The organism is Myroides phaeus, assembly GCF_009799805.1.
GTDB classification, from domain to species: domain Bacteria; phylum Bacteroidota; class Bacteroidia; order Flavobacteriales; family Flavobacteriaceae; genus Flavobacterium; species Flavobacterium phaeum_A.
In genome coordinates this window covers 2865241-2887936 of sequence record NZ_CP047050.1, presented here as the reverse complement: position 1 = coordinate 2887936, position 22696 = coordinate 2865241, and the positions used below count along the sequence as shown (strand labels likewise).

General features: G+C 32.8%; 12 protein-coding genes. 5 read left to right on the top strand and 7 right to left on the bottom strand.

What is annotated here, in order from left to right; all coding sequences use genetic code 11:
- The first annotated feature begins 153 nt into the window (after window positions 1–153).
- From gyrB to secDF, 3 genes are all read left to right on the top strand, one after another.
- Window positions 154–2094 (top strand): DNA topoisomerase (ATP-hydrolyzing) subunit B, encoded by a 1941-nt coding sequence (gene gyrB, locus GQS07_RS12790; RefSeq protein ID WP_158211166.1) that lies wholly within the window; start codon window positions 154–156, stop codon window positions 2092–2094.
- 78 nt (window positions 2095–2172) lie between these two features.
- On the top strand, window positions 2173–3108 hold the full coding sequence (locus GQS07_RS12785; protein WP_158211165.1) for a malate dehydrogenase: 936 nt from the start codon (window positions 2173–2175) through the stop codon (window positions 3106–3108).
- A 137-nt stretch (window positions 3109–3245) separates the two neighbouring features.
- Complete coding sequence (secDF, locus tag GQS07_RS12780; RefSeq protein ID WP_158211164.1) at window positions 3246–6233, top strand: protein translocase subunit SecDF; 2988 nt, start codon at window positions 3246–3248, stop codon at window positions 6231–6233.
- 527 nt (window positions 6234–6760) lie between these two features.
- Here the strand turns inward: secDF and lgt are convergent.
- The 7 genes from lgt to GQS07_RS12745 form a co-directional block, all read right to left on the bottom strand.
- The gene (gene lgt, locus GQS07_RS12775) at window positions 6761–7690 is read right to left on the bottom strand and encodes a prolipoprotein diacylglyceryl transferase (protein WP_158211163.1); all 930 of its coding nucleotides are present in this window, start codon (window positions 7688–7690) and stop codon (window positions 6761–6763) included.
- Between the two features lie 66 nt (window positions 7691–7756).
- On the bottom strand, window positions 7757–7981 hold the full coding sequence (yidD, locus tag GQS07_RS12770) for a membrane protein insertion efficiency factor YidD (RefSeq protein WP_090409668.1): 225 nt from the start codon (window positions 7979–7981) through the stop codon (window positions 7757–7759).
- A 64-nt stretch (window positions 7982–8045) separates the two neighbouring features.
- On the bottom strand, window positions 8046–9524 hold the full coding sequence (gene cysS / locus GQS07_RS12765) for a cysteine--tRNA ligase (protein WP_158211162.1): 1479 nt from the start codon (window positions 9522–9524) through the stop codon (window positions 8046–8048).
- A gap of 25 nt (window positions 9525–9549) precedes the next feature.
- Window positions 9550–10221, bottom strand: coding sequence for a GTP cyclohydrolase I FolE (gene folE / locus GQS07_RS12760; protein ID WP_090409664.1), 672 nt, complete (start codon window positions 10219–10221; stop codon window positions 9550–9552).
- 289 nt (window positions 10222–10510) lie between these two features.
- Window positions 10511–17800 carry an MBG domain-containing protein gene (locus tag GQS07_RS12755; protein ID WP_158211161.1) on the bottom strand — a complete coding sequence of 2430 codons (7290 nt, stop codon included), beginning with the start codon at window positions 17798–17800 and terminating at the stop codon, window positions 10511–10513.
- Between the two features lie 236 nt (window positions 17801–18036).
- Window positions 18037–18558, bottom strand: a complete 522-nt coding sequence (locus GQS07_RS12750) for a hypothetical protein (RefSeq protein ID WP_233269282.1) — start codon at window positions 18556–18558, stop codon at window positions 18037–18039.
- Between the two features lie 149 nt (window positions 18559–18707).
- Window positions 18708–19541 (bottom strand): universal stress protein, encoded by an 834-nt coding sequence (locus GQS07_RS12745; protein ID WP_158211160.1) that lies wholly within the window; start codon window positions 19539–19541, stop codon window positions 18708–18710.
- Between the two features lie 486 nt (window positions 19542–20027).
- On the opposite strand from GQS07_RS12745, the gene mnmE reads away from it, so the two are divergent.
- Window positions 20028–21419 (top strand): tRNA uridine-5-carboxymethylaminomethyl(34) synthesis GTPase MnmE, encoded by a 1392-nt coding sequence (gene mnmE, locus GQS07_RS12740; RefSeq protein WP_090408046.1) that lies wholly within the window; start codon window positions 20028–20030, stop codon window positions 21417–21419.
- 149 nt (window positions 21420–21568) lie between these two features.
- Window positions 21569–22696, top strand: a complete 1128-nt coding sequence (locus GQS07_RS12735) for a site-specific integrase (RefSeq protein WP_158211159.1) — start codon at window positions 21569–21571, stop codon at window positions 22694–22696.

Below are 22696 nucleotides of genomic sequence, written 5' to 3'. Positions count from 1 at the left end.
AAAAATTATTCAATAGCTATAGAACGCAGATATGAAAATATCTGCGTTTTTTTTTGATTTTTTTGTTGTTTTAGGGGATATATGAAAGGGGATTTGTTGATAAAGTGTTATAAGTATTGTATATTTGTACGTTACTTATTTTAGAATATTATTATGAGCCAAGAAACAAATAAGAATAATTATTCGGCAGATAGCATTCAAGCTCTCGAAGGGATGGAACACGTAAGGATGCGTCCTTCTATGTATATTGGTGATGTTGGAGTTAGAGGACTACATCATTTAGTGTATGAAGTTGTTGACAACTCTATTGATGAGGCTCTTGCAGGCTATTGTGATACGATCAATGTTATTATAAACGAAAACAATTCAGTTACTGTTGAAGACAACGGTCGTGGTATTCCTGTAGATATTCACAAAAAAGAGGGTGTATCTGCATTAGAGGTTGTAATGACCAAAATTGGAGCAGGAGGTAAGTTTGATAAGGATTCGTATAAAGTTTCAGGAGGTCTACACGGTGTTGGTGTATCTTGTGTTAATGCTTTATCAGAAGATTTAAAAGCTACTGTGTATCGTGAAGGTAAAATTTACGAACAAGAGTATTCTCGTGGTAAAGCTTTATATCCTGTTAAAGTAATTGGAGAAACAGATAAGAAAGGTACAGCTGTTACTTTTCATCCTGATAGTACAATCTTTACACAAACGTTAGAGTATTCTTACGAAACGTTAGCAGGACGATTAAGAGAGTTAGCTTTCTTGAACAAAGGATTAAAGATCGCTTTAACAGATAGACGTGTTGTTGAAGAGAATGGAGAGTTTAAGCATGAGATTTTTCACTCTGAAGAAGGGTTGAAAGAATTTATCAAGTTTTTAGATGGTAACCGTGTGCCGATTATTGAATCTGTTATTTCAATGGAATCAGATAAAGGTGAAGTTCCTGTAGAAGTTGCTCTTATTTATAACGATACGTATTCAGAAAATATTTATTCATACGTGAATAATATTAATACACATGAAGGAGGTACGCATTTACAAGGTTTCCGTATGGGACTTACTCGTACGTTGAAAAAGTATGCTGATGCTTCTGGATTGTTAGATAAATTAAAATTTGAGATTACTGGGGATGACTTTAGAGAGGGATTGACTGCAATCGTTTCTGTAAAAGTTATGGAACCTCAGTTTGAAGGACAGACTAAGACTAAATTGGGTAACCGTGAGGTTGTTTCTCCAGTGAGTCAAGCTGTTGCTGAAATGCTTGAAAATTATTTAGAAGAACATCCTAATGATGCGAAAATTATCGTTCAAAAGGTAATCTTAGCTGCACAAGCAAGACACGCTGCTAAAAAAGCGCGTGAAATGGTGCAACGTAAGACTGTAATGACTGGTGGAGGTTTACCTGGTAAACTATCTGACTGTTCTTCTCAAGACCCAACTATTTGTGAGGTATTCCTTGTGGAGGGAGACTCTGCGGGTGGTACTGCTAAACAAGGTAGGGACCGTAATTTCCAAGCTATCTTACCGTTGAGAGGTAAAATCTTGAACGTTGAGAAAGCAATGGGACACAAAGTTTTTGAAAACGATGAGATTAAAAATATCTTTACTGCTTTAGGTGTTACAATTGGAACAGAAGAAGATAGTAAGGCACTTAATTTAGAAAAACTGCGTTATCACAAGGTAGTAATTATGTGTGATGCCGATGTGGACGGTAGCCACATCGCAACATTGATTTTGACTTTCTTCTTTAGATATATGAGAGGGCTGATTGAAAACGGACACGTTTATATCGCTACACCTCCATTATATATGGTGAAAAAAGGACAGAAAAAAGATTACGCTTGGACAGATGAAGAACGTTTAGAATTAATGGAGCAATTCGGTAGTGGTTCAAGTGTTCAACGTTATAAAGGTCTTGGAGAGATGAACGCGGAGCAATTATGGGATACTACTATGAACCCAGAGCACCGTATTTTACGTAAAGTTACAATTGATAATTTACAAGAAGCAGACCGTGTGTTTTCTATGTTAATGGGGGATGAAGTTCCACCACGTAGAGATTTCATTGAGAAGAATGCTACTTATGCTAAAATTGATGCTTAGTAATTAATTGAAAAATAATAAAGAAAAGGTCAAGCATTATATATGCCTGACCTTTTTTTGCAATAAAATAAATAGTTTATGAAAGTTACAATTATTGGGGCAGGTAATGTGGGAGCTACATGTGCTGATGTTATCGCCTATAGAGGGATTGCAAGTGAAATTGCATTAGTTGATATTGCAGAAGGTTATGCAGAAGGAAAAGCAATGGATATTATGCAATGTGCATCTACTACAGGATTTAATACAGTAGTAAAAGGTAGTACTAACGATTATTCTATCACGGCAAATAGTGATGTAGTTGTTATTACTTCTGGTATTCCTCGTAAACCAGGAATGACAAGAGAAGAGTTAATCGGAACGAATGCAGGTGTTGTTAAATCTGTAATAGAACAAGCATTAGCTGTTTCTCCAAAAGCAATTTTTATTGTTGTAACTAATCCTTTAGATACAATGGCTTATGCAGCATTAAAAATTACAGGATTAGATAGAAATAGAGTAATCGGAATGGGTGGAGCATTAGACTCTTCTCGTTTTAGATATTTCTTATCTCAAAAATTAGGTAAGCCAATTAATGATATTCAAGGTATGGTAATTGGTGGACACGGAGATACTACAATGTTGCCTTTAATGCGTTTAGCTACTTACAAAGGTATTCCAGTGAATGATATTTTAAGTGCTGAAGAGCAAGAGGAAGTAGTAAAACAAACAATGGTAGGTGGAGCTACACTTACTAAATTGTTAGGTACTTCTGCTTGGTACGGACCTGGAGCAGCAGTTGCAAGTGTTGTTGATAGTATCTTAAATGATCAAAAACGTCTTATTCCTTGTTCAGTTTTATTAGAAGGAGAGTACGGACATAAAGGATTGTTTATTGGTGTTCCTTGTATTATCGGTAAAAATGGTGTTGAGGAAATCGTAGACGTAAAGTTAAATCAACAAGAGGCTGAGAAATTTGCATCAAGTGTAAATGCAATTGTTGAAACAAATAAAGAGTTAACAAAATTTTTAGGTTAAGACTCTAAATGTTAAAATTTGATTACACGATGATGCTTCTTTTTTAAGTACATTCTTAAGAAAATAATTGGTTAATCATCGTGTATATCATATATTTGCTCGTTTTAAAAAAAATAAATAATTAATTTTTAGTAATAATGCAAAACAAAGGACTCGTTAAATTTTTTGCAATTATCTTTGCATTGGTAAGTATTTACCAACTTTCATTCACCTTTGTTACCAACCACTATGAGAAGAAAGCGAAAGCTTTTGCAGGGGGTGATTCTACAAAAGAATTACAGTACTTGGATTCTATTGGTAACCAAACGGTTTTTTTAGGGCAAACATTTAATGACGTGAGAGCTAAGCAAATCAATAAAGGTTTGGACTTAGAAGGAGGGATCAATGTTACCTTACAAATTTCAATTAAAGATATCCTTAAAGGTTTAGCGAACAATTCAAAAAATGCTGTTTTCAATAAAGCATTGGCTGATGCTGAGGCAATGAGACAAGGGAATCAAAGCTACTTAGATGCGTTTTATACTGCATTTGACAAAGCTTCTCAAGGATCTGTAAAATTAGCTTCTGCTGATATTTTCGCAAATAGAAACTTAAGTGAAATCACTGTTGGTATGTCAGATAGTCAAGTGAAGACTATTTTAGATAAAAAAGTGAAAGAATCAATTGAAAGTGCTTACCGCGTTTTCAGAGAGCGTATTGACAAATTTGGTGTAACTCAACCTAATATTCAAATGTTAGGAGATACAGGACGTATCTTAGTTGAATTACCAGGTGCTAAAGATGTTGATCGTATTAAAAATTTATTACAAAGTACTGCTCAGTTAGAGTTCTGGGAAACATATAAAGTGGAAGAGATCGGAAACTTTATTGTTACTGCTAATGAACACTTAAAATCTACTGAGAAGAAAGCTGAAGATAAAACGGATGCTAAAGAAGTGGCAAAAGCTGATTCTGATGTTGAAGCTTTATTAGGTGGTGTTGCTAAAGATTCAATGGGTAATGCTGCTAACAAAGAATTTAATCCATTATTAGATTTATTTGTAGCTGGTGGTCACGAAGGAAGTCCAATTTTAGGATACTTCAATACGAAAGATACAGTAAAAGTAAATTCTTATTTACACAGAGCTGACGTTCGTAATTTATTACCAGGTGATCAAAAATATGCTCGTTTCGTATGGGGTAAACCAAGTAGAAAAGCTCCAGACGTAGTAGAGTTATACGCATTAAAAACAAACAGAGATGGTGTTCCACCATTAAGTGGTAGTGTTATTACTGGTGCTCAAGACGAGTTTGACCAATTTAGCCGTCCAGTTGTTGGAATGACTATGAGTCCTAAAGGAGCTAAAATCTGGGAAGAGTTAACTACTAAAGCTTATACAGAGCATTCAAACATTGCTATTGTATTAGATAATATCGTTTATTCTGCTCCAGGGGTTACTAATGGACCAATTACAGGAGGTAGATCTTCTATTTCTGGAGACTTTACAGTTTCTGATGCAAAAGACTTAGCGAATATCTTACGTGCAGGTAAATTACCAGCAGGTGCAGATATCGTTCAATCTGAAATCGTAGGACCATCATTAGGTCAACAAGCTATTGATGCTGGTATGTTATCTGCTATTGCAGGTTTAATCATCGTTGGTGCTTGGATGGCATTCTACTACGGTAGAGCTGGATGGTATGCAAACGTTGCTTTATTAGCTAACTTATTATTCTTATTCGGAATTTTAGCAAGTTTAGGTGCTGTGTTAACTTTACCTGGTATTGCTGGTATCGTATTAACAATGGGTACTGCTGTGGATGCGAACATTATTATCTCGGAAAGAGCTAAAGAGTGTTTGCGTAAGGGTATGAACTTAGCTGATACGATTAAAGAAGCTTATAGCTGGCAAGGTGCAATGCGTCCTATCGTAGATGCTAACGTTACTCACATTTTAACTGGGGTTATTTTATTTGCTTTTGGTTCAGGACCTATCAAAGGATTCGCAACTACTTTATTAATTGGTATTGCTACTTCTTTATTTACTTCTATTTTCATCGCTCGTATCTTTATGGATAGAGACGTGAAAGCTGGTAGAAGTTTAGCATTCTCAACTGCTGTAACTAAAAACTGGTTCACAAACTTCCATTTCGATTTCTTGAAAATGAAGAAAGCTACTTACGGATTGTCTGCAATTATCGTAGTTGTTTCTTTCGTTTCTTTCTTTACAAATGGATTTGACCAAGGTACTGACTTCGTAGGAGGTAGAACTTTCCAAGTTAAATTTGACAAACCAGTAGTTGCTAATGAAGTTAGTTCTAAGTTAGGTGACGAATTTGGTGTAAATGTTGAAGCAAAAGTATTTGGTAATAAAGAGCAATTAAAAATTACTACTAAATATAAAGTAGAAGAAGAAGGTGCTGCAGTTGACCAAGAGGTAAACGAGAAATTGTATGCAGGATTGAAATCTTACTACTCTAATGATATTACTTACGAAGAGTTTGTAAACGCTACAGAAGGTAAAACGTTAGGAGTTATCCAAGCGTCTAAAGTAGGTCCAAGTATGGCAAAAGACGTTAAGCAAAATGCTTATTGGGCTGTATTAGGTTCTATGGCTGCTATCTTTGTTTACTTAATCATCTCTTTCCGTAAATGGCAGTACTCATTAGGAGCTATCGTTTCAGTTGCGCATGATGTTGTATTTGTATTAGGGATTTACTCTTTAACTTACAAATTTATGCCATGGCACATGGAGATTGATCAGCACTTTATCGCAGCAATCTTAACTGTAATCGGATACTCAATGAATGATACGGTAATTGTATTTGACCGTGTTCGTGAGTACATTGGTGGTAAAACTAAAGGTGATTTCAATAAAATCGTTAATGATTCTGTAAACACTACGTTATCAAGAACAATTAATACATCATTGACTTTAATCCTTGTATTATTGATTATGTTCATCTTTGGAGGTGATTCAATCAGAGGATTTATCTTTGCTATGTTAATCGGTATTATCGTAGGTACTTACTCTTCATTATTCTTAGCTACTCCAGTATTAGTAGATACTATGCCAAGAAAAGATAAAGAGGAGATCGAAAGACGTCATAAAGAAGCTCAAGAAGAGTTAGCTGCTGAAGCTTAATTCAACAACGAGTAAATGCATTATATAAAAGCTGTTCTATTCATTTAGAACAGCTTTTTTTTATGTTATATTATTTTGTATGATTGCTGCATTTTTATTAATTAATGTAAGGAGAACTTATTTTGACGTGTTTGTAGGTGATAATGCAGTGAATTCTATATAGAGTTTTATAATTGATATAAGTTTAGGTTTTAAAGCTGTATTTGAATGTTTTTAGAGTTTGAATTGATGTAATAATTTTTATAATTATGTGCATCATATACTAAAAGTGATAAGTTTTATAGTTTTGTTGTATTTATAGGTAGTGTCTTTGTACTGTAAGGTTAATACTATTGTTGATTTTATAAGGAGTTGTGTGTTTGAGTTATAAATAAATTAAAGTTTTTGTTTAAGAGGTAATATCAGTTTTTGAGTAAAGTATGTTATAAAAGGAAATTTGAGTAAAAAGAAGTTTGTTGATATATAAAAATAAAAAAATCCGGTTGAGTATTATCTCACCGGATTATATATGTAATCTTATTGATTGTTTATGACGTATAAGGTCTCTTTTTTGCAGTTAACCAAAGGTAGAGTCCTATAATTATAAATGGTATACTCAACCATTGGCCTGTTGAGAAAATACCTAATGATTCTTCAAAACCACCTTGACTTTCTTTCATAAATTCTACTACAAATCTAACAGTCCATAGTAAAACCAAGAAAATTCCAAACAAATAACCTAAGTGCTTACGAGCATCAGTCTTCCAATATAAAAAGTAGACGATGTTAAATACGAGAATGTATCCAAATGCTTCGTATAGTTGCGTAGGATGTTTAGGAGTCACAGCTGCAAGGTATTCTGCAAACTGAGGGTCGAACTGTATAGCTTGGTAAGCTTGGTTGTAATCTTGAATACCTGTAATTTGCATTGCTTGTCTTGGAGTGTACTCATCTCTAATAAAACGGATTCCCATTGAGCTCGCTGTATGATTTCCAATAATCTCAGAGTTAAAGAAGTTTCCAAAACGAACAAATACACCACCAATACTCACAGGTACAACTATTCTATCTAAAATCCAGAGTACTGGTTTTTGAATAACCTTTTTACTGTAGTAGTACATCGTAGCAATAATAGCAATGGCAGCACCATGACTGGCAAGACCACTAAAACCAACTATTTCAAATTTAGGTGTAAAACGTACAGGTGATATTATTTCAAATAAGTGATCTTTATAATAGTCCCAATCATAGAAAAATACGTGTCCTAAACGCGCTCCAATTAATGTTGCTAATACTGTATAAATAAAAAGTTTATCAAGTTTTTCTACACTCAGGTTTTCTCGATCGTAGATCTTTTTCATCAAAAACCAACCAAGTCCGAATGCAAGGACAAACATTAAACTGTAATAGCGAAGTTTTATAAATCCTAAGTCAAATCCTTCTGAAGGATTCCATACCATATTTAAGGTGTGTATCATGGGTAAATAGTAGTGTTAAAAAGTAAATGTAAATAAATTATCTTAGATAACGCAACAAAATAGTAATTAAGGTACAGGGTCGTATCCTTTGCCACCCCAAGGTCCACAACTAATAATTCGTTTTATTGCCAGCCATCCACCTTTAAATAAGCCATGTTTTTTTAATGCTTCTAATGTGTATTGAGAGCAAGTTGGACTATATCTACACGCAGGTGGAAATAGGGGAGAGATAGCTAATTGGTAAAAGCGCACTAAAACTACGAATGGGAATATTAGAATTTTCTTTAACATAAGACTGTTATTAGAATGAAAAAAAGCTATAAGAGGTCTTATAGCTTTTTTAGTAAATTATAGTTTAGAAAGTAAATGATGTACCTTCTTTTCCGTCTTTTAATTGAATACCTAAACGAGCTAATTCATCTCGAATATGGTCAGACATAGCGAAGTCTTTGTTAGCTCTTGCTTCATTTCTCATTGAGATCAGCATATTAACAACACCTTCTAATTTATCGTTATTATTAGCCGACTCTTCAGAGTTTTCTAATCCTAACACATCAAAAACAAAAGCGTGCATTGTTTGAGTTAATACCTCTAAATCTTCTTTTGTAATTGTTTCTTTTCCTTCTTTGATTAGGTTAATCATTTTAACTGCTTCAAATAAGTGAGCAATTAAAATTGGACTATTAAAGTCGTCATTCATTGCGTCGTAGCAGTTCTGTGTCCACTTAGCAAGATCAATAGAAGTATTGTTTGAAGTTTTCAAGTCTTTTAACGCCTTGATAGCCTCCATTAAACGTTGGAATCCTTTTTCAGAAGCCATAATAGCATCGTCAGAGAAGTCCAAAATACTTCTGTAATGAGCTTGTAAAATAAAGAAACGTGCTACAGAAGGAGCAATTGCTTTACTTAATATGTTGTTTTCTCCAGAAAATAATTCATCTGGTAAAATGTTATTACCAGTTGACTTAGACATCTTTTTACCATTTAGAGTAAGCATATTCGCATGCATCCAATAGTTAACAGGAGTGTTACCTGTGCACGCTTGGTTTTGTGCGATTTCACATTCGTGGTGAGGGAATTTCAAGTCCATTCCACCTCCGTGAATATCAAAATGTTTACCTAAATATTTAGTACTCATTGCTGTACACTCAAGATGCCATCCTGGGAAACCATCTCCCCAAGGAGAAGGCCAACGCATAATATGTTGTGGTTCTGCATTTTTCCACAGTGCAAAGTCAAGTGGGTTGCGCTTATCAGATTGTCCATCTAACTCTCTTGTGTTAGACAGCATATCTTCAATTTTACGGCCACTTAAAATACCGTAGTCATTACTTTGGTTGTATTTTTCAACATCAAAGTAAACCGAACCATTAACTTCATAAGCTAATCCGTTGTCAATTATCCCTTGTATAATCTCTATTTGGTCAATGATATGTCCTGTTGCCGTTGGCTCAATACTTGGCGGTAAGTTGTTAAACTGTTTCAGGATGTTGTGGAAGTTAATCGTATATTTCTGTACGATTTCCATTGGTTCAATTTGCTCAATACGAGCTCTTTTAGCAATTTTATCTTCTCCTTCATCCACATCGTCAACGATATGACCCACATCAGTAATATTACGTACATAACGTACAGAATATCCTAAGTGTTTTAAATAGCGATATATCAAGTCAAAAGAGATAAAAGTTCTACAGTTTCCAAGGTGAACGTAGTTGTAAACTGTTGGTCCACAAACATACATACCCACTTTCCCATCTAAGATAGGTGTAAAAACTTCTTTTTCTCCCGACAGAGTATTGTAAACTCTTAACTGTTGTTCTTGATATAAAGGCATAATAAAAAAAATATCTTTAGTGTGATTAGAATTTAGTTTCTAATTTGATGAATTCTATAAATTCTTTGCGCACGCTTTCTTCTTTGAAACGTCCACCAAATTCAGCAGTAACAGTACTACTTTCGATGTCTTTGATTCCTCTTGAGTTAACACATAAGTGTTTAGCGTCGATGATACAAGCAACATCTTCAGTGTTAAGAACACGTTTTAATTCGTTCACGATTTGAATAGTCAAACGCTCTTGAACTTGTGGTCTTTTTGAATAAAACTCAACAATACGGTTCATTTTAGAAAGACCTACTACAGTACCATTAGAGATATATGCAACGTGTGCACGACCTACGATAGGTAATAAATGGTGTTCACAAGTAGAGTATACAACGATATTTTTTTCAACTAACATCTCGTTGTATTTATATTTATTGTCAAATGTAGAAGACTTAGGTTTTCTTTCAGGGTTTAATCCACCGAAGATTTCTTTTACAAACATTTTAGCAACTCTATTTGGTGTCCCTTTTAAGCTGTCGTCTGTTAAATCTAAACCTAACGTATTTAAAATATTTTCTACATCTTTCTTAATTGATTCTATTTTTTCGTCATCTGTACGGTCAAACGCATCACTTCTTAATGGTGTAGCATCACTCGAAGCAATATGATTGTCTCCCATATCATCGTGAAACTTTTCGTCTTGGCTCATTATGTTTATTTTTAATACATATTGTTTTTAATCGCTACAAATATAAATAATTATTGCTGATAAAGGCAGTCCCTTATTTATAAATAATCTTAATGTATGTATAGGTTTAGGCAATAATATGCCAGTTAGAGAATAAAAAGGATTGAAAAGAGATGTTTGATTATTCCCTTTTGCAATAAATAAGGACGAATAGCTGATAATTAAGCTTTTTGAAGGATAAAAAACAAGCCAGATGTAGACTTGGGACTAATCTGGCTTGCAAGTTTTCGTTGTATAACTTTAAGGGTATTTATTCTACTACAAAATGCATAGTTACTTGTTTTGAACCTTTTTTGATAACAGCGATGTAATAGCCCGCTTGAATAGTTAGGGGCAATTGTACTTCTGTTATTCTGTCAGTCAGTTTTTGAAGATGAATTAGACGTCCGTTTACAGTGTAAACTTCTAAAGTAGCTCCATAATATTGATCAACGTCAGAGTCAAATGTAAACGTGATTTTTCTATTTTCCTTTACTGGATTTGGGTGTAATAGTATTTTGTTAGTATTCTTTACGGGAATAGGGGCTAAGCAACTATAAATTGTTTGTCCTTGATCAGTAAATAACTTAACGTAGTACATTGCATCTTTGTCAGATTGACTATTGTAATGTGAACCTACAGTATAGTGATCTTTTTCACTTACTAACTCATTATTTTTAAACCACTCGTACTTGATGAAATTATAACCGCCATTTTGTGTAATATCTTTGTTTATAGCAATTATATTATTCATATTATGGGTGGTAACTTGATTAAAATCGATTGTTTTAATGAGTTCAAATACATATTTATTTGACGTTTGTTTACTTTCAGAGTTAACTGTGATTGTTAGTAGTTTTGACCCCATTTTTGTTAGCGTCATTTCAATAGTACGATCTGTATCTATTGATGCGAACTCACTGATTTTATCTATTGAAACTGTTACTTCATTCTCTCCACAAGATAAGAAGTAGGTTGTTTTTTGTTTAATATTCTCAAACGTTTGTCCGTTAATCGTTACTTGTAGAAGTTCTGCTTTTTCATTTGCGCGTACTATAGTTAAAGTAGCTTGTTTTGTTCCAATTAACTTATTTTCAAAGTAGAAAGAAGCTGTAACTGTATACTTTCCAACTTCAATAAACTCATTATTATCAAAGCTTACTATCACATCTTTGGGCAAGTTAAGTACTTGTATCGAATGAGCATTTCCATTATATGTAACTGTCTTATCTTCAAAAACAACATCTTTTATAGAAGGAACAGATACTTGCTTTTCCATAATAGTTAAAGTAGCTTGTTTTGTTCCAATTAACTTATTTTCAAAGTAGAAAGAAGCTGTAACTGTATACTTTCCAACTTCAATAAACTCATTATTATCAAAGCTTACTATCACATCTTTGGGCAAGTTAAGTACTTGTATCGAATGAGCATTTCCATTATATGTAACTGTCTTATCTTCAAAAACAACATCTTTTATAGAAGGAACAGATACTTGCTTTTCCATAATAGTTAAAGTAGCTTGTTTTGTTCCAATTAACTTGTTTTCAAAGTAGAAATAAGCTGTAACTGTATACTTTCCAACTTCAATAAACTCATTATTATCAAAGCTTACTATCACATCTTTGGGCAAGTTAAGTACTTGTATCGAATGAGCATTTCCATTATATGTAACTGTTTTATCTTCAAAAACAACATCTTTTATAGATGGAATAGTAGCTTGTTTTTCTGTAATAGTTAGAACTGCTTTTAGTTCAGCATTATTGTAATTTTTCCTCCCATCAATGTGTGCTGTAATAATATAAGCACCTGGGTTAATTTGTGCATTATTAGTGTATGAAACAGTAACTCCTTTAGGTAGACTACTTTTTAAGGTTAATGATTTTGGAGTACCATCATAAACAAAGGACGCATCTTCAAACTTTATAGTTGGTAATGTTGCTTTTATGATAGATAATGTTGCTTTCAATTTATAACTATTAAAGTTAAGACCTCCATTTACAGTTGCTATTATTTCATAGCTACCAACTTCAGTTTGTTTATTATTGCTATAGTCAACACGTATTACATCAGGTAAATCCCCATTGATAACTGCTGACTTAGGTGTACCATCATAAGTATATGTTACATCATTAAAAATTAGACAAGCAATATCTCCTTTTGTAATGGTCAACGTAGCTTTCAATTCTTTATTAGAATAATTTTTACCACCGTTTATTTGAGCTGTAACGTCATAACTACCAGCGTTAACGTGTGAATTATTAGTATAAGTAACTGTTGTCCCTTCAGGTAAATAACCTTTTATAGCCAATGATTTAGTAGTACCGTCATATGTATGCGTACCATTTTCAAGTATTATATTAGGTAATTCTGCTTTGTTGATTTTCAATGTAGCTTTCAATTCTTTATTAGAATAATTTTTACTACCGTTTATTTGAGCTGTAACCTCATAACTACCAGCGTTAGCGTGTGAATTATTAGTATAACTAACTGTTGTCCCTTCAGGTAAATAACCTTTTATAGCCAATGATTTAGTAGTACCGTCATATGTATGCGTATCATTTTCAAGTATTATATTTGGCAATTCTGCTTTGGTAATTATTAACTTACCTTTAAGTTTTAAATCATTATAGTTGTTGCCACCAATAAGGTAAGCAGTTACGATGTAAGAACCTACGTTTGTTTGTGTATTGTTGGAATATATAACCGTAGCGTCTTTTGGAACCTTGCCTGTAATAATTAAAGACTTTGGTATACCATCATAAGTAAATAATGCATCTGATAAGACTACATTTGACAAAGTTGCTTTAGTAATAGTTAGCATAGCTTTCAGTTTCTTATTGATGTAGTTTTTACCACCATCAATTTGAGCTGTAATTACATAAGTACCAGCATTAATTTGTGAGTTGTTAGTGTAAGTTACAGTAACTCCTTTTGGTAAAATACTATTTATAAATAATGATTTAGGTTCACTATTATAAACAAATGAAGAATCTTCGAAGTTTATAGTTGATAATTGCGCTTTAGTAATAGATAATGTTGCCTTTAATTGAAGGTTATTAAAGTTATTCCCTCCATTTATAGATGCTATTATTTCATAGTCCCCTGCGTTAGTTTGGTTGTTATTAATGTATTTAACGTCTATTCCATTTGGTAGTTCGCCTTGGATAAAAGCTGATTTAGGAGTACCATCATAGATAAATGTTGCGTCATTAAAGATTAAACACGCAATATCTGCTTTAGTGATTGTCAGAGTAGCTTTCAATTGCAAGTTATTGTAATTCTTCCCTCCATTAATTGTAGCTGTAACCTCATAAACACCAACGTCAGTATACTTGTTATTTGAATAAGTAACAGTAACCCCTTCAGGAATATTTCCCGTTAGTATTAACGATTTCGGAGTTCCATCGTATGTATAAGTTGCATTGTCAAATGTAAGCTTAGGAAGTCCTGCTTTAGTGATTGTTAGATTAGCTTTCAATTGCGAGTTATTGTAATTCTTCCCTCCATTAATTGTAGCTGTAACCTCATAAACACCAACGTCAGTATACTTGTTATTTGAATAAGTAACAGTAACCCCTTCAGGAATATTTCCCGTTAGTATTAACGATTTCGGATTTCCATCGTATGTATAAGTTGCATTGTCAAACGTAAGCTTAGGAAGTTTGGCTTTATTGATTGTTAGATTAGCTTTCAATTGCGTATCGTTGTAATTCTTCCCTCCATTGATTAGAGCTGTAACCTCATAAACACCAACGTCAGTATACTTGTTATTTGAATAAGTAACAGTTACCCCTTCAGGAAGGTTCTCTTTTAGTATTAGCGATTTCGGAGTACTGTCATAAATATAAGAAGCATCGTTAAACGTAAGCTTAGGAAGTTCATTTTTAGTGATAACTAACAGGGATTTAAGTTCACTATCATAGTAATTCTTACCACCATTAATTATAGCTGAAGCTTCATAAACACCAACATCGGTATGTCTGTTATTGATATATTTAACCGTTGTTTCCTCAGGAATATTGCCTTTTAGTATTAATGATTTTTGTGTTCCATCATAAGTATAAGAAGCGCTATTAAATACTACTTGAGGTAGTTCTGCTTTAATGATAGTTAAGATGGCATTTAGTTCCTTACTGTTGTAATTTCTGCCTCCATTAATCATAGCTGTAACTTTGTAAACACCAGTGTTAGTTTGTTTGTTATTCGAATAAGTAACTATAATATCATCAAGTAGATTACCTTTTAAAGTTAGCGATTTAGGTAATCTGTCATAAACAAAAGTAGCATTGTCAAATGTCAAATTAGAAAGTTCTGCTTTAGTGATAACCAAGTGTGCTTTGAGTTCAATATTGTTGTAATTAATTCCACCATTAACTGTAGCTATAGCTTCATAGTTACCTGAGTTGATATGTTTGTTGTTAGAATAAGTAACTTTAATACCTTCTGGTAAAATGTCGTTAATTATCAATGTTTTATGTGTGCCATCATAAACAAAAGTTGCATTGTCATACGTTAAACTCAGTTCAGCTTTCTCAATTGTTAACATAGCTGTCAGTTCAGTATTTTCGTAATTTTTACCTCCATTAATATGAGCTATAACCTTATATTCACCAACATTGATTTGCATATTATTTGAATAAGAAACAGTAACTCCTTCTGGTAATATGTCATTAATTATAAGTGCTTTAGGTGTTCCGTCATAAACGAAAGATGCTGCATCCAATTTGATAATAGGTAGTTTCGTTTTATTGATAGTTAGCATAGCTTTAAGTTCTGTGTTGTTGTACTTATCTCCACCATTAATATGGGCTATAACTTCATAATCACCAGCGTCTATATGTTTATTATTTGAGTAAGTAATAGTAACTCCATCAGGTAGATTATCATTAATTACCAATGATTTAGGAGTTCCATCATAAGTAAAGGAAGCATTGTCAAACGTTAAATTAGGAAGTTCAGCTTTATTGATTGTTAATGTAGCTTTTAATTCTGTACTATTATAGTTTTTACCTCCATCAATCTTAGCTATAACCTCGTAGGTACCAGGTGCCGTTTGCTTATTGTTTAAATATTCTACCGTTGTTCCCTTTGGTAATTTATTATTCAAAATTAATGATTTAGGTTTTCCGTCATAAACAAATGAAGCACTGTTAAACGTCAAATTAGATAGTTCAGCTTTAGTAATTGTCAATATAGCTTTGACTTCAAATAGGTTGTAGTTGTTGTTACCGTTGCAAAGTGCAAAAACTTGGTAAGTACCAACATTAATTTGGTTATTATATGAATAAATTATTGAAATCCCTTCAGGTAAAACATCATTTATTTTTAACGATTTAGGTTTTCCATCATAGACAAAAGAAGCATCGTTAAAATTGACTATAGTTATATCTGCTTTAGTTATTTGTAATGTAGCTTTCAATTCTTTATCAAAATAGTTTCTGCCTCCATTTATATTTGCTATAGCCGTATGATTTCCAGCATTAGTGTGTTTATTGTTTTTATATGATACACTAATGTAGTTGGGTAAATCACCTTCTATAACTATTGATTTTGATGTACCATCAAAAACGTAAGATGCAGAGTCAAATTTGAAATGAGGCAGTTCTGCTTTTGTAATAGTTAACTTAGCTCTCAGCTCTTTATTTTTATAGTTTTTTCCACCGTTGATATAAGCAGTTATTGATATACTACTAACATCTGTGATAACGTTGCGAGAATAAGAAACGGAAGTACCTTCTGGTAAATCACCATTTATAACCAATATTTTAGGAGTTCCATCATAAACAAAAGAAGTATTATCAAATGTTACGTAATCTATTTCACCTTTAGTTATGGTTAAAGTTGCTTTTTTCGTGTCAATTATTTTATTTTCAAAGTAAAAAGTAGCTATGATATTGTATACACCTATATCAGTTACATTTGTAATATTGTAATCTACAGTAATATTATCCGGAATATTTGTAGCATATAGAGAAAAAGGAGCTCCATTGTATTTTACTACTAAATCTTCGAAAGCAACTTCTTTTAAAGAAGGAGCACTTCCTTCTTTAAATTTAATAGACATTGTAGCAGAAATTATTTGACTGAGATGATTGTTACCTCCGTTAATAAAGGCTTTTACTATATGATTACCGATTTCAGTTTGGTCATTTCCCAGGTAGGTTACAAAAGCACCTGCAGGAAGATTAACTGTATCAATAGAAATAGATTTAGGTTCACCATCATAAAAAAAGTCTTTGTTTCTAAAAACAATAGGCGGAAGCTTAGCTTTTTTGATTGTTAAATTAGAAGCTTCATAGTTTATAGAATTGTTAATTGCTGCATATCCAGGTCCAGATGCATGCATTCCAACTGAATATTCACCTACTTCACTTTGTGAGTTTTTTATAAAATCTACTTGGACAGTCTCTGGTAAGTTATCAATCATTGGAAGAGAGTATGGTGTACTTTTTTTAGTTATACTATCAAATTTATATTCAAAGGTTTCATTAGGAAATGTGATTTCTGGAAGTTTTATTGATTCTATTTTTAAAGTAGTTTCTTTTATATCTATAATTTCATCTTTGTATTTAATTATAGCTAATGGATTAATACTTCCTGGATATTGAAGTTCATTATTGATATATTCTACAGTAACATCTTTAGGTAATTCTCCTGTAATTTCTATTTTTTTTATAGGCTGTGGATCATTAGGTACAAAAATAAATTCTTGTGCTTTAAATTCTAACTTACTTGTATCAGGAATAGTTGGAGTAGTTGGAGTAGTTGGAATAGTAGAAGTAGGTTTACCTGTGATTTGTAAAGTTCTTTCTACTATAGTTGATATATAATTCCTACCTCCATATAAATAAGCTTTGACTTTATAAGTACCAACTTCGGTATGCGCGTTATTAATTTGAAAAATTTGAATTTCAGAGGGTAAAGTGCTTTTTAGTTCAATTTTTTTTACTGTACCGTCATAGGGAGTTTGTAATGAATTAAAAATTATTTTTTGGCGATCAATAGGAATTTTTAGAATTTCTAAATAATTAGAAAATACTGTTGATTTATAATTTTTATTAAACATAAAAGCGTGTACAAAGTACACTCCAACATTAGTATGCTTTTCGTTGAAATAGACTATCTCAGTATTTGGAGGAATGGGGCCCATCACTTCAAGAAATATTTCTTTGCCTGTATAAGCAATACGTGGCTTTCTTAGTCGAACTTGATCATCATAAGTCCTTTTCTTAATTACTTGAGTTAGTAATTGTACATCTATAATTTTATTTTTGTAAAATATAGTGACTGTAATATCATAAGTTCCAGCTTCTACGTTGCTATTAGGACTATATGAAAGTGTAACACCATTTGGAACATCATAAGCACTAATTATTTTAGGTCTTCCATTGTAAGTTGTTGAGAGGTTGAGATATCTGATTTTTGAAATGTTAATTTTGTGAGGAGAAGTAATAGAGTCATTGTTAAGTATTGACGTTGTATTTTCAATAGCAAAACATTTAAAGCTTGATAATAAAATAAGTATTACAAAAAAGTAATAATGTAAATAAGACTTAGGCATAATAAATAGAATTAATTCAACATTTTTTATCTCAAATACTTTAAATGAGAAGAATAGTGTGAATGTAGTTTTATAAACTAATTCTATTTCTAATTTCAGTGTTACTAAAATATTATAGTTTATATAGATAGCTCTACTTATAGTTTGATTTTGTACTTATTTCTACGTTTAATATTTGAAATTCTTAGAATAGTATTAAATAAAAAAGCGAGTACAGGAATTGTACTCGCTTTTGTTTATTGTTTAGAAGTTGATTGTATCTTCTTTTTTATATCGTCATTAGTAGATCTCTTTGTAGCTTCATTAGCTAATTTAAGAGCAGCTTCATTTGTTGTAATTTCACTTGCATTTTTAGACCATTTTGTAACATCTTCTCTAATGTCCATATAATAGTCGTATAACATCTTTGTTAAGCTAATTTCAACACGTTGTCCTACAAATTTGTTCAGTGTAAAGTAGCCGTATTTTTTACCATCTTTTTTAATAATAGGTGGTTTCTCAGCGTGTGGATTCCAAGGAGATAAATTACTTGTGTTATCACCATAAACTCCATACTTATTCCAGATGGATTTTTTGTTGTATAGATTACCATAAGCACCCATATTATTCCAAATGGATTTAGAGTCTTTAGCATCACAGTTTAGGCACCCAAGATATTCTTCTTTGTCATCATTGGTGTAAATTTCAAGCTTTTGAGCATAACTATAACTACCTACAAATAATGTAAAAAATAGAATGTGGATAAAATAGCTTTTCATAAGGGACATGTATTATTTATATAGTGCACAAAGTACAAATTTTTTCATTTCAAACGCAATATGTTGAGAAAAATATATAAAAACACAGATAAAGACAAAAAAAGTCGCAATAAACTATTGCGACTTCCTTGTTAACATATGTTAAAGTACTATTCTTCGTGAAAAGCTAATACAGGTACGTAGTTATGGTAACTTAATTTCTTAGTCATACTACTTGTAAATAATTTTTCAAAGAAGCTTCTGTTTCTTTTTACAGATACTAATAAGTCAATATTTTCAGTATCTAAGAATTCGAATACTGATTTTTCAACGTCATTACTATCTACGATGTAAAACTTAATGTTTTCATCTTTATAGTTAGCTTTCCAGCTTTCGATAATACTTGCTTCAACTCTGTCTTTAGCCGTAGCTACGTGAACACATTTAACTGTAGCATCAAAACCTTTAGCGATTTTTAATATTTTTTCAAGTGTTACTTTATCTTGAGCAGTAAACAATGTAGTGAATGCAATAGAGTTGATTCCGTCAAAAATAGCATCGTGAGGAATACTCAATACAGGCACGTCTAAAGTACCAATAGCATTAGCTGTATTAGAACCTAATAATTTTTTGTCCAATCCAGAGTTACCATTAGTTCCCATAACCACAAGATCAATATCTTCTTCTTTTACACGTTTTTTCAAGATAGTGTTTAAGAAACCTTCTTCTAAAATGAAGTGCATTGGAACGTGGTCAAGGTTGTGTTTTTTAGCAATATCTCTAATTTGAGGCACTTGATCTTTAAAGTTTTCAAAGTTGCTCAATTCGATTGTTTTATATACATCCTGAACCATAACTGGATTAGCAGTAGCAGAAATTACAGGCATTTCATAAGCGTGAAGAACAAAAAGTGTTGCATTTTGATTCTCAGCCATTCTCAATGCATAAATTAACGCGTTGTTTGCTGTTTCAGAGAAGTCCGTTGGAAATAATATTTTTTTCATAGTACGTGATTGTTATGTTTTGTATAAAGGTAAGGATAAACTTTATTTTATGATAGTATTTTTTGCTTAAAAACTCGTAAAGTATTTAAAATGCTCGAATACAATGCAAAAGGATACGCAATATACTTACGAATATCTCTATGGTTTTATGATAAATTAAGAGGTGTCAAATACTAAATTAAATGAACTATTGTTGTGATTATTCGCAGAATAAGAATAGTTTAATTAATTGATAATAAGTGTACTAATGCTATTTTGGGTATTAAAGAAGATCTGACGTTTTTTTGCAGTATAGCCGTGTTTTTATTAAGAAAATGGCTGTAAATGCTGAGGCATTAAGTCAAGGCATTCAGTGATAAATAGTGCATATAAATGGAGAGATAAAGCAAGAAAACGTCGAAATACAAACTTTTCGGTCTAAGTCAAAGCCGAATAATTCCATTTGGATGAATAAATATTATCTTTGCGCTATAATTTCGAATATATATGATATTACAAGATACGATTGTTGCTTTAGCAACGCCTTCAGGAGCTGGTGCAATCGCCATTATACGTGTATCGGGAAAAGACGCTATTACCTTGGTAAACGGCATTTTTCGCTCGATTAAAAATAAAGACTTGACCACACAAAAAACGCATACCCTTCACTTAGGACATATAGTGGATGGTGATCGTGTATTGGACCAAGTGTTGGTTTCGTTGTTTAAGGGACCAAACTCATATACAGGTGAAAATACGGTTGAAATTTCTTGTCACGGTTCAACGTTCATTCAACAGCAGATCATTCAACTGTGCTTGCGAAAAGGCGCTAAAATGGCACAAGCAGGAGAGTTTACTATGCGTGCTTTCTTAAACGGAAAGTTAGACTTATCACAAGCAGAAGCTGTAGCAGATTTGATCGCATCAGACAACGAGGCAAGTCACCAAATCGCTATGCAACAAATGCGTGGTGGTTTTTCAAGTGAAATCGCCTTATTGAGAGAGCAGTTGTTAAACTTTGCTTCGTTGATCGAGTTAGAACTTGACTTTTCAGAGGAAGATGTGGAGTTTGCAGATCGTACGCAGTTTAAGGAATTGATTAACCGTATTGAGTTTGTATTAAAACGCTTGATTGATTCATTTGCTGTGGGGAACGTTATTAAAAACGGTATTCCAGTAGCAATTGTAGGGGAGCCAAACGTAGGTAAATCAACGTTGTTAAACGCTTTGTTAAACGAAGAACGCGCAATTGTTTCAGACATTGCAGGAACTACGCGTGATACAATTGAAGACGAATTAGTGATAGACGGAATAGGTTTCCGTTTTATTGATACAGCGGGAATCCGTGAAACGAAAGACGTTGTAGAGAGCATCGGAATTCAAAAGACATTTGAGAAGATAGAAGCTGCTCAGGTAGTGATTTATTTGATTGATGGAGCTAAGCTGAATACAGAGTCGTTAGACAGTATTAAAGTGGAATTAGAGAAGTTGAAAAACAAGTACCCTCTAAAACCGTTGTTAGTTGTGTGTAATAAGAAAGACTTATTGACAGACGAACAAATTGGGCTTTACAATGAGAATATTGAGAATTTGATGTTGATGTCAGCTAAGGCAAACGAAGGAGTAGAGGAGTTGAAGCAAGCACTTTTAGGGTTTGTGAATACAGGTGCATTGCGTAATAATGAAACGATTGTTACCAATACGCGCCACTACGATTCATTGCTTAAAGCATTGGAAGAAATCGAGAAAGTAAAATGGGGATTACAAACGAATTTATCTGCTGACTTAATGGCAATAGATATTCGCCAAGCCCTTTATTTCTTTGGAGAGATTACAGGACAAGTGACTAACGATGAGCTACTTGGAAACATATTTGCTAACTTCTGTATCGGTAAATAAATCACCTTTCTCTTGTTAAGATATACTTTCTTTTAATTGACTATCAGTAAATTAACACTGATAGTCTTTTCTTTTATGTTCTTTTCTTAGTATATTCGTTGCAACAAAATCATCACATATTTTAGATATGTAGCAAATTGCATCACATAATGAAAATCACACTAAGAGAACGCTTATTACCCAGTGGTAAGATTAACCTATCTATAGAATACTATAAAGGCACAATACAACAACCTAATGGCAAACGCAAAACCGTTAGAGATTACGAAAACTTAAAACTCTTTTTACATAGCGAACCTAAGAATGCTGGTGAAAGAAAAGAGAATAAAGAAACAATGGCACTTGCCAAGCAAATCTTAGCTATTAGAGAAGCTGAGTTTTATCAAGGTCGCTTTGAACTAAAGAATACCACCAAAGGCAAAAGAACCTTTTTAGACTACTTTCACGAGAAAACGGAAGAGAAGATTGATAGCCCGAAAAACTATGGTAATTGGACTGCTACAATGATTCATTTAAAGCGATGTATCTCCCCTAACACAATCTTTGACGATATAGATGAAAAGTTTATTAAACGTGTGCGTACTTATTTTGACAAGGAAGCTCGCACTAAAAGCAATCTCCCTTTATCTCTAAACTCTAAATACTCCTATTTCAACAAATTTAAAGCTTGTTTGCGTGCTGCATTTGATGAAGGCTACTTAGCTATAAACTATGCTTCTAAAGCTAAATCATTTGAACAGGCAGAGAGTCAAAGAGAATACCTAACTTTTAATGAATTACAAGATTTAGCCAATACTGAATGCAAGTATGAAGTTTTAAAACGAGCGTTCTTATTCTCTTGCCTTACAGGTTTACGTTGGTCAGACATCAATACCATGACCTGGTCTGAAGTTCGTGATGAGGATAATGCAAGCCGTATAAACTTTAGACAAGAAAAAACAGAAGGTGTTGAGTATCTCTATATCTCTAAACAAGCACGAGAGCTATTAGGAGAACGTAAAGGCAATATGGATCGTGTTTTTATAGGTTTAAAGTACTCGGCTGTATATAATAATGCCATTGTCTTATGGTGTAATAAAGCTGGTATTTCAAAGCATATTACTTTCCATAGTGCAAGACATACAAACGCTGTCCTTCTACTCGAGAACGGAGCGGATATCTATACTGTATCTAAACGTTTAGGACATCGTGAAATTCGCACTACCGCTATCTATGCGAAGATTGTAGATGAGAAAATGAAAGAAGCTTCTAATTTAATTCCAGAACTAAGTTTTTAA

Coding starts and splice junctions, on each gene's coding strand:
- lgt (WP_158211163.1), bottom strand. CDS start 7,690: ATGATACACACCTTAAATATGGTATGGAATCCTTCAGAAGGATTTGAC.
- cysS (WP_158211162.1), bottom strand. CDS start 9,524: ATGCCTTTATATCAAGAACAACAGTTAAGAGTTTACAATACTCTGTCG.
- mnmE (WP_090408046.1), top strand. CDS start 20,028: ATGATATTACAAGATACGATTGTTGCTTTAGCAACGCCTTCAGGAGCT.
- GQS07_RS12755 (WP_158211161.1), bottom strand. CDS start 17,800: ATGCCTAAGTCTTATTTACATTATTACTTTTTTGTAATACTTATTTTA.
- GQS07_RS12785 (WP_158211165.1), top strand. CDS start 2,173: ATGAAAGTTACAATTATTGGGGCAGGTAATGTGGGAGCTACATGTGCT.
- GQS07_RS12745 (WP_158211160.1), bottom strand. CDS start 19,541: ATGAAAAAAATATTATTTCCAACGGACTTCTCTGAAACAGCAAACAAC.
- GQS07_RS12750 (WP_233269282.1), bottom strand. CDS start 18,558: ATGAAAAGCTATTTTATCCACATTCTATTTTTTACATTATTTGTAGGT.
- GQS07_RS12735 (WP_158211159.1), top strand. CDS start 21,569: ATGAAAATCACACTAAGAGAACGCTTATTACCCAGTGGTAAGATTAAC.
- folE (WP_090409664.1), bottom strand. CDS start 10,221: ATGAGCCAAGACGAAAAGTTTCACGATGATATGGGAGACAATCATATT.
- secDF (WP_158211164.1), top strand. CDS start 3,246: ATGCAAAACAAAGGACTCGTTAAATTTTTTGCAATTATCTTTGCATTG.
- gyrB (WP_158211166.1), top strand. CDS start 154: ATGAGCCAAGAAACAAATAAGAATAATTATTCGGCAGATAGCATTCAA.
- yidD (WP_090409668.1), bottom strand. CDS start 7,981: ATGTTAAAGAAAATTCTAATATTCCCATTCGTAGTTTTAGTGCGCTTT.